Origin of the sequence: Bacillus salitolerans, assembly GCF_042680805.1 — a bacterium.
GTDB classification, from domain to species: domain Bacteria; phylum Bacillota; class Bacilli; order Bacillales; family SA4; genus Bacillus_CJ; species Bacillus_CJ salitolerans.
On sequence record NZ_JBHUEM010000059.1, the window covers coordinates 1 to 5,834 of the forward strand.

General features: G+C 36.5%; 9 protein-coding genes. 1 reads left to right on the forward strand and 8 read right to left on the reverse strand.

The features are described 5' to 3' along the window. From ACFSCX_RS25190 to ACFSCX_RS25225, 8 genes are all read right to left on the reverse strand, one after another. Window positions 1-404, reverse strand: a 404-nt coding sequence (locus tag ACFSCX_RS25190) for an aldehyde dehydrogenase family protein (RefSeq protein ID WP_377931019.1), incomplete at its 3' end; no start/stop codon positions are given. 26 nt (window positions 405-430) lie between these two features. Next, window positions 431-739, reverse strand: a complete 309-nt coding sequence (locus tag ACFSCX_RS25195) for an EthD family reductase (RefSeq protein WP_377931029.1) — start codon at window positions 737-739, stop codon at window positions 431-433. Window positions 740-814: 75 nt separating this feature from the next. Next, the gene (gene paaD / locus ACFSCX_RS25200) at window positions 815-1,315 is read right to left on the reverse strand and encodes a 1,2-phenylacetyl-CoA epoxidase subunit PaaD (protein ID WP_377931020.1); all 501 of its coding nucleotides are present in this window, start codon (window positions 1,313-1,315) and stop codon (window positions 815-817) included. A gap of 36 nt (window positions 1,316-1,351) precedes the next feature. Beyond that, window positions 1,352-2,164, reverse strand: a complete 813-nt coding sequence (gene paaC, locus ACFSCX_RS25205; RefSeq protein WP_377931021.1) for a 1,2-phenylacetyl-CoA epoxidase subunit PaaC — start codon at window positions 2,162-2,164, stop codon at window positions 1,352-1,354. Continuing rightward, window positions 2,161-2,505, reverse strand: coding sequence for a 1,2-phenylacetyl-CoA epoxidase subunit PaaB (paaB, locus tag ACFSCX_RS25210; protein WP_377931022.1), 345 nt, complete (start codon window positions 2,503-2,505; stop codon window positions 2,161-2,163). Before paaB ends, paaC begins: the two co-directional genes overlap by 4 nt. A gap of 30 nt (window positions 2,506-2,535) precedes the next feature. Continuing rightward, window positions 2,536-3,504, reverse strand: coding sequence for a 1,2-phenylacetyl-CoA epoxidase subunit PaaA (paaA, locus tag ACFSCX_RS25215; RefSeq protein WP_377931023.1), 969 nt, complete (start codon window positions 3,502-3,504; stop codon window positions 2,536-2,538). A 91-nt stretch (window positions 3,505-3,595) separates the two neighbouring features. Continuing rightward, the gene (locus ACFSCX_RS25220; protein WP_377931024.1) at window positions 3,596-4,924 is read right to left on the reverse strand and encodes a phenylacetate--CoA ligase family protein; all 1,329 of its coding nucleotides are present in this window, start codon (window positions 4,922-4,924) and stop codon (window positions 3,596-3,598) included. Window positions 4,925-5,156: 232 nt separating this feature from the next. After that, complete coding sequence (locus ACFSCX_RS25225) at window positions 5,157-5,432, reverse strand: hypothetical protein (RefSeq protein ID WP_377931026.1); 276 nt, start codon at window positions 5,430-5,432, stop codon at window positions 5,157-5,159. Between the two features lie 145 nt (window positions 5,433-5,577). Here ACFSCX_RS25225 and ACFSCX_RS25230 point away from each other — a divergent pair. Continuing rightward, window positions 5,578-5,834, forward strand: a 257-nt coding sequence (locus ACFSCX_RS25230; RefSeq protein WP_377931028.1) for a helix-turn-helix domain-containing protein, incomplete at its 3' end; no start/stop codon positions are given.

Here is a 5,834-nt window from a genome sequence, read left to right on the forward strand (position 1 = left end):
CCGACAATCGCTCCTGCATAAAATTCAAAGTCTTCAATCGCTTGCATGACTTGACCTTGTGCTGCAGCTAAAGATTTCCCAGTATCTAAAATCTCCAATTCAACAAGTTCGTTGAAGCGAGCTCTCATAATAGAAGCAATTTTATTTAACGTTCTAGATCGCTTATTTACAGGAAATAGCTTCCATTTACCGTGATCAAATGCATGTCTTGCCGCTTGAACCGCTCGTTCTGTATCTTCCTTCGAAGCTTTTGCCACCTCTGCGATTGCTTCACCAGTTGCAGGATTGAAGGTTGTAAATGTAACCCCTGTTGAACTTGCAGTTCGCTCACCATTAATAATAAGATCGTATCTATCACGCTTCATTTCTAGTGCTTCAAATTGTTGTTCTTTTACAGTTGACATATTAGACACTCCCTTTATAAATTTACTTATTCTGCTACTTCTTCTCCGATCATTAACGTCACAAGTTCCCCAGCAAATTTCATCAAATCTTTACCAGATGCTCTTGCCTCATCAGTTTTCATTGCTTCTTTTAGAGCATCGTGGCTATCGTAAAACATTTCACACATTAAGTAATATTTGCCTTCCCCTCCCATAGGTGAACCTACTACCTTAGTCACAACAGATTTTTGCAGACCTGGTATTTTCGATGTAATTGGCATATGTGTATTAAAATAATGCTCGTCAAAAGCAGCTTTGTCTTCAGGATGCTTATAAAGTGCAATTAGTTTTACCATTTTGTTACCACCTTCATATTTTTTTAACTCTTGCAAGAAGCTAACCACCTGCAAGAGCTCTGATCATCAAGTCATTTACATTAAAGTTGAAATTGGCTTCATTGCTTCAAACGGATTTTTACAGTTTTTACAGTACAAGATACTACGGCAGGCTGTTGGACCAAAAATATTATCAACTGTTGTATAAGTTGAATCACAGTAAGGACAATCAACATGCCATTCCCCGTTTGGACCAAATTGCTTAGGGGGTGGCGCTATTCCAAATTCCTTTAATCTTTCCCTACCTTCATCTGTAATTCGTTCTGATGTCCAAGGTGGATTATTCTTAAACTTCACCTCAACATTCATCAATCCATCTATTGTCTGAACAGCTTTCTCTACATTCTTTTTAATAATTTCAAGAGCAGGGCAGCCCATAAATGTTGGAAGAAGCTCAATGGAAACGTTAGCATCATCCACCATTATTTTCTCAACCATTCCTAGATCGAGTATACTAACGGAATCAATTTCCGGATCCTTTACTGTTTCAAGTACTTCTTTAATAGCATATTCTTTCGTCTTGTTTAGTGAGGTCATGTAATATACCTCCCTTCATAATCTATAAATCTTTCATTACCATGGGACAGCTGGATTAAGAGAATACACTTCAGATAGTGTATCGATCGCAGCCTTTAAATCTTCCGTATGCTCTCCAATACGCCCATTACCATTCTTCATCCCAAACTCAATTGGAAGTGTTAAATCTAACGAGTCAAATACAGGTTTTATTGCTGATATCCATCGTTGTTTTAATATTTTTTCATCTTCAATTAAACCTAATTCAGACATTTTTGAACCATTTGGACCTAATGTTAATACTCCTTCAAAGTCGTCGAACACCTTATCAATGGCAAGCTTCATACGACTCCGGGCTTCACCCTTTACACTTGTAAGTTGAACAAACCATGTCTTCCAGTGCATTAAGTGGTAATATAGCTCCATATTTACTTTTACAGCCACTTCGGCTAATGGTTCGTAAGAAGACGTTTTTAATGAATCAATTCTGATTTTTTTAGCTTGGGAATAAAAATAATGACGTACAACTGCAAAAGCCCAATCATAATTTGGTTCTATTAAATAGTTCCCTGGTCCATTCACTTCTTCTAGCAGCACAGCATTTCTTCGTTCAGCCGCCTTTCGTCCATGAGCGAGTGAATCTGCTGATCCTTCTCCCATGTCTTCCAATAACTGATAATACATGGCTGCATGCCCCATTGTATCCTGACTAATAGATGAAAATGCTACATCTTCCTCTATATGGGGAGCAAGACCTAACCATTCTGAACCACGATACGCAACTAGAAAATCATCATCGGCAAGTTGATATAATAATTCTGCTACTATTTCTTTATTTTCTTGATTCTGTTTTAAATCTTCTAGATTCATCGCTTAATCTTCCCCTTCCATGACAGAATTTCAGCTTCATCAAAGAACTCTTGTTCATAATGGCGCCATTTCTTTTTCAAATAACCATAACCCTTGGTTTCACGATAATCTTTATTATCTAAACGTGGAAGAGCCTGTTTTTCTTCTTGTGTCATCATTCTAACATCTGACCTTTTCACGACCCATATATCCGAAACAGGTTCTCTTCTCATGAAATTCTCTTGTGCCATAATTAAAGCTAATTCATGGTTAGGTGCTAATAAGCTAAATTGATGTTGCATCGGAGAAGTATCTGAACGTCTACTAAATACTTCAAACTCTTGATAAAACCCCTTACTCATTATCTATCTCTCCCTTCACAAGACACTCTTTTATATTGCTTCTTCTTTAACACTTAAGGCTTCTCGTACCCATGCATTATTTGTATACGACAATTCACGTAAACGAAGACGTTCTTTTGATTTAGGTCCATTATTACGAACAATATCCTTAAAATTATTCCAATTCGGTTGCTTATAACTCCATTTTCCAGCCTCTTCGTCATAGTGCATGGTTTCATCTGGTAGTTTTAAACCGATAGATAAAATTCTAGGAACATATTTTGTAAAGAAATCTTGGCGTAGCTCTTCATTATTTTTCGTTCTGATTCCATATTTCATCGTAACATCTTGCTTTGATGTTCCCGTCGTTTCTGCCGATGCTGGTCCAAAGAACATTAACAATGCTTCCCACCAACCATTTAGGGCTTCTTGAAGCATCGCCTTCTGTTCCGATGTACCTTCTGCTAAAGCCATGATAATTGCCTCTCCATGCTGCGCATGGAAAACTTCTTCTGCACATATTCTTTTTAGGGCACGTGCATATGGTCCATAGGATGCATCTAACATGTTCGTCTGTGAAATAATGGCGGCTCCATCTACTAACCACCCAATTATGCCAGCATCTGCCCACGTTGGCGCTGGCATATGGAAAACATTATGAAACTTTAAATCTCCACTAAATAGATCTTGCATAATTTCTTCACGAGTTTTACCTAATGGTTTCATTAGATCCTCTGCAACACGAAGAAGCAATTGCCCATGCCCCATCTCATCTTGGACCTTGGCCATTATCCCAAGCTTTCTACGTAACGAGGGTGCTTTTGGAACCCATTCTTTTTCAGGTAATGCCCCCATAATCTCACTAATACCGTGCATTGAAATTAATTTAATAAGAGTCATTCTATATTCATCGGGCATCCAATCATCTGCCTCAATTTTCTCTCCAGCAGCTATCCTTTGTAAAAATTGTTCATGTTTTTCCTCTTCTGTCATAAGATCATAAGATTTTGTAATCGCCATTTAAATCCTCCTCAATAATAATATGTCGTTTTATTCACGTTATTATTATATTCGTAATATATAAAAAAGCTACTAAAATATGATTTTCATGCTAGACTTTTAGTCTCGATTCCTTCGTATGATCAACAATTCTTACTGCTTTCCCTTGTGACCTAGGAATAGATTTTGGCGGGTTCACCTTCACCCCCATTGAAACTAAGCAATTATTTTTCATGATGGTTTGAATATTTTTGGCTAGTCTACCTACACTCTCATGAGATAAATCACAATTAATATTTTGATAAAAGACTTCATTTATCTCTACATGAAGCTCCACATTTAACAAACTTCCTTTTTTTGTGAGATGCAACTGATAATGTGGCACGATTTCATTTATGGATAGTAGATAATGCTCAATTTCAGATGGGAATACATTTACGCCTCGAATGATAATCATGTCATCAATACGACCTTTAACACGGGACATTCTCATCGTGGTTCGACCACAGGCACACTTTTCTTTCGTTACAGAAGCAATATCTCCTGTTCGATAACGAATAATCGGAAATGCCTCTTTTGTTAAACTTGTAAAAACTAGCTCTCCTTCTTCTCCCTCTGGAACAGGCATTAAGGTTTTAGGATCGATGACTTCAACTAAGAAGTGGTCTTCAGCTATATGTAGCCCAGATTGTGCTTCGTGGCATTCGATTGATACACCTGGACCTATGACTTCGCTTAATCCGTAAATATCAACTGCTTTAATATCTAGCAACTGCTCTAACGTTCGGCGCATTTCCTCTGACCATGGTTCTGCCCCAAATATGCCATATTTTAAAGAGGTTTGACTTGGGTCTATCCCCATCTCTAACATTGTTTCAGCGATATTTAAAACATATGATGGAGTACCACAAATGACTGTAGGTTTGAAATCTTGTATTAATGTAATTTGCCTTTCTGTGTTTCCACCTGAAATAGGAACTGTTGCCATACCTAATTGCTCACTTCCATAATGAAGACCAAGACCACCTGTGAACAACCCATACCCATACGCATTATGTAAAACCTCTCCTGGGTTTCCACCAGCAATAGCGATTGCTCGAGCAACTATATTGGACCACATTTGAACATCATTCTTAGTGTAACCTACAACAGTTGGTTTACCACTTGTTCCAGACGATGCATGAATTCGAACAAGCTCTTTTTGATCGACGGCAAAAAGGCCAAAAGGGTAATGGTCTCTCAGGTTTTTTTTGACTGTAAAAGGAAGTTTGATGAGATCTCTTACTGATTGAATATCCTCTACCTTTACATTTAACGCATCAAATTGTTCCTTATAAAAAGGAACCTTTTCATAAACTTTTGCAACAGTTTCTTTCAGCCTTTTTAGTTGTAGCTTTTCAATTTCTTCCCTAGCAGCTGTTTCAATTTCATGTAAAATCATCTTTACCCTCCTACTCTTAAATAAAACGCTTACATATTTTGTTTTATTACGCTATTCAAGAAGATAATGTATAACGGTATTTTATCGACACGCTATAAATATGTTATATTGTATACCCAACATAACTTGAATATTAAAAAATGTCAATATATTTTCTGAAAATTGTCTATTTTTGATTACTTTTAAGCATCTGCATATTAGCTTGTTGTATAGAAATAAAAAAAAATCACCCTTATAGGTGATTTTTCTCATTCTCATAAAGTGCTTTATATTCATTTAGTTTACGTAGGAATAATTCCTTTTGATCAACAGTTATATATATGTTCTTAATCATAACTGTTCTTCCAATAAAATCTTGATGTGCTGAAGGATTTTTCAATTGGATCTCATAATTTGGTTCTTCAAACCCATTTAAAGTAAAGCTAAGTGAACCTTTACTCCGTTTATCTTTTTCATAATTGATGTTTCCTGGTTGAACGAATTCAATATTATTTAGATTAATAGTCATATGTGACTGCTAAACTAAAGTAGACAGTTTCTGCTAGATAGGATGAAACACTTATTACCCAAATATACCAGATAAAAATAATAACCTTTCATTGTATGATGTCAGAGTCATCATAGTACATACAACAATGGAGGTTATATCAAAGGTGGATAAGTGGCAAATGTATATGGAGATACAACAGTTAATTAAACAAGGATTTAGTAAAACAAAAGTAGCTGAAAAGCTCGGGATATCAAGGTCAACAGTTTATCGTAATCTTAAGAGGTCTCCTTCGGAGATGGCAGAGTGGGTTGAGTCGTTAAAGGATAGAAGTAAAAAACTTGATAAGTTTAAAGATTTAATCTTGTCATGGCTTCGTGAACACCCAGATATGTCTTCTGCCCAGGTGTGTGACTGGTTACT

Excerpts from the sequence above, each read along its gene's own strand:
- paaB (WP_377931022.1), bottom strand. The coding sequence starts at position 2,505 with ATGAGTAAGGGGTTTTATCAAGAGTTTGAAGTATTTAGTAGACGTTCA.
- paaC (WP_377931021.1), bottom strand. The coding sequence starts at position 2,164 with ATGAATCTAGAAGATTTAAAACAGAATCAAGAAAATAAAGAAATAGTA.
- paaA (WP_377931023.1), bottom strand. The coding sequence starts at position 3,504 with ATGGCGATTACAAAATCTTATGATCTTATGACAGAAGAGGAAAAACAT.
- ACFSCX_RS25225 (WP_377931026.1), bottom strand. The coding sequence starts at position 5,432 with ATGACTATTAATCTAAATAATATTGAATTCGTTCAACCAGGAAACATC.
- ACFSCX_RS25220 (WP_377931024.1), bottom strand. The coding sequence starts at position 4,924 with ATGATTTTACATGAAATTGAAACAGCTGCTAGGGAAGAAATTGAAAAG.
- paaD (WP_377931020.1), bottom strand. The coding sequence starts at position 1,315 with ATGACCTCACTAAACAAGACGAAAGAATATGCTATTAAAGAAGTACTT.
- ACFSCX_RS25195 (WP_377931029.1), bottom strand. The coding sequence starts at position 739 with ATGGTAAAACTAATTGCACTTTATAAGCATCCTGAAGACAAAGCTGCT.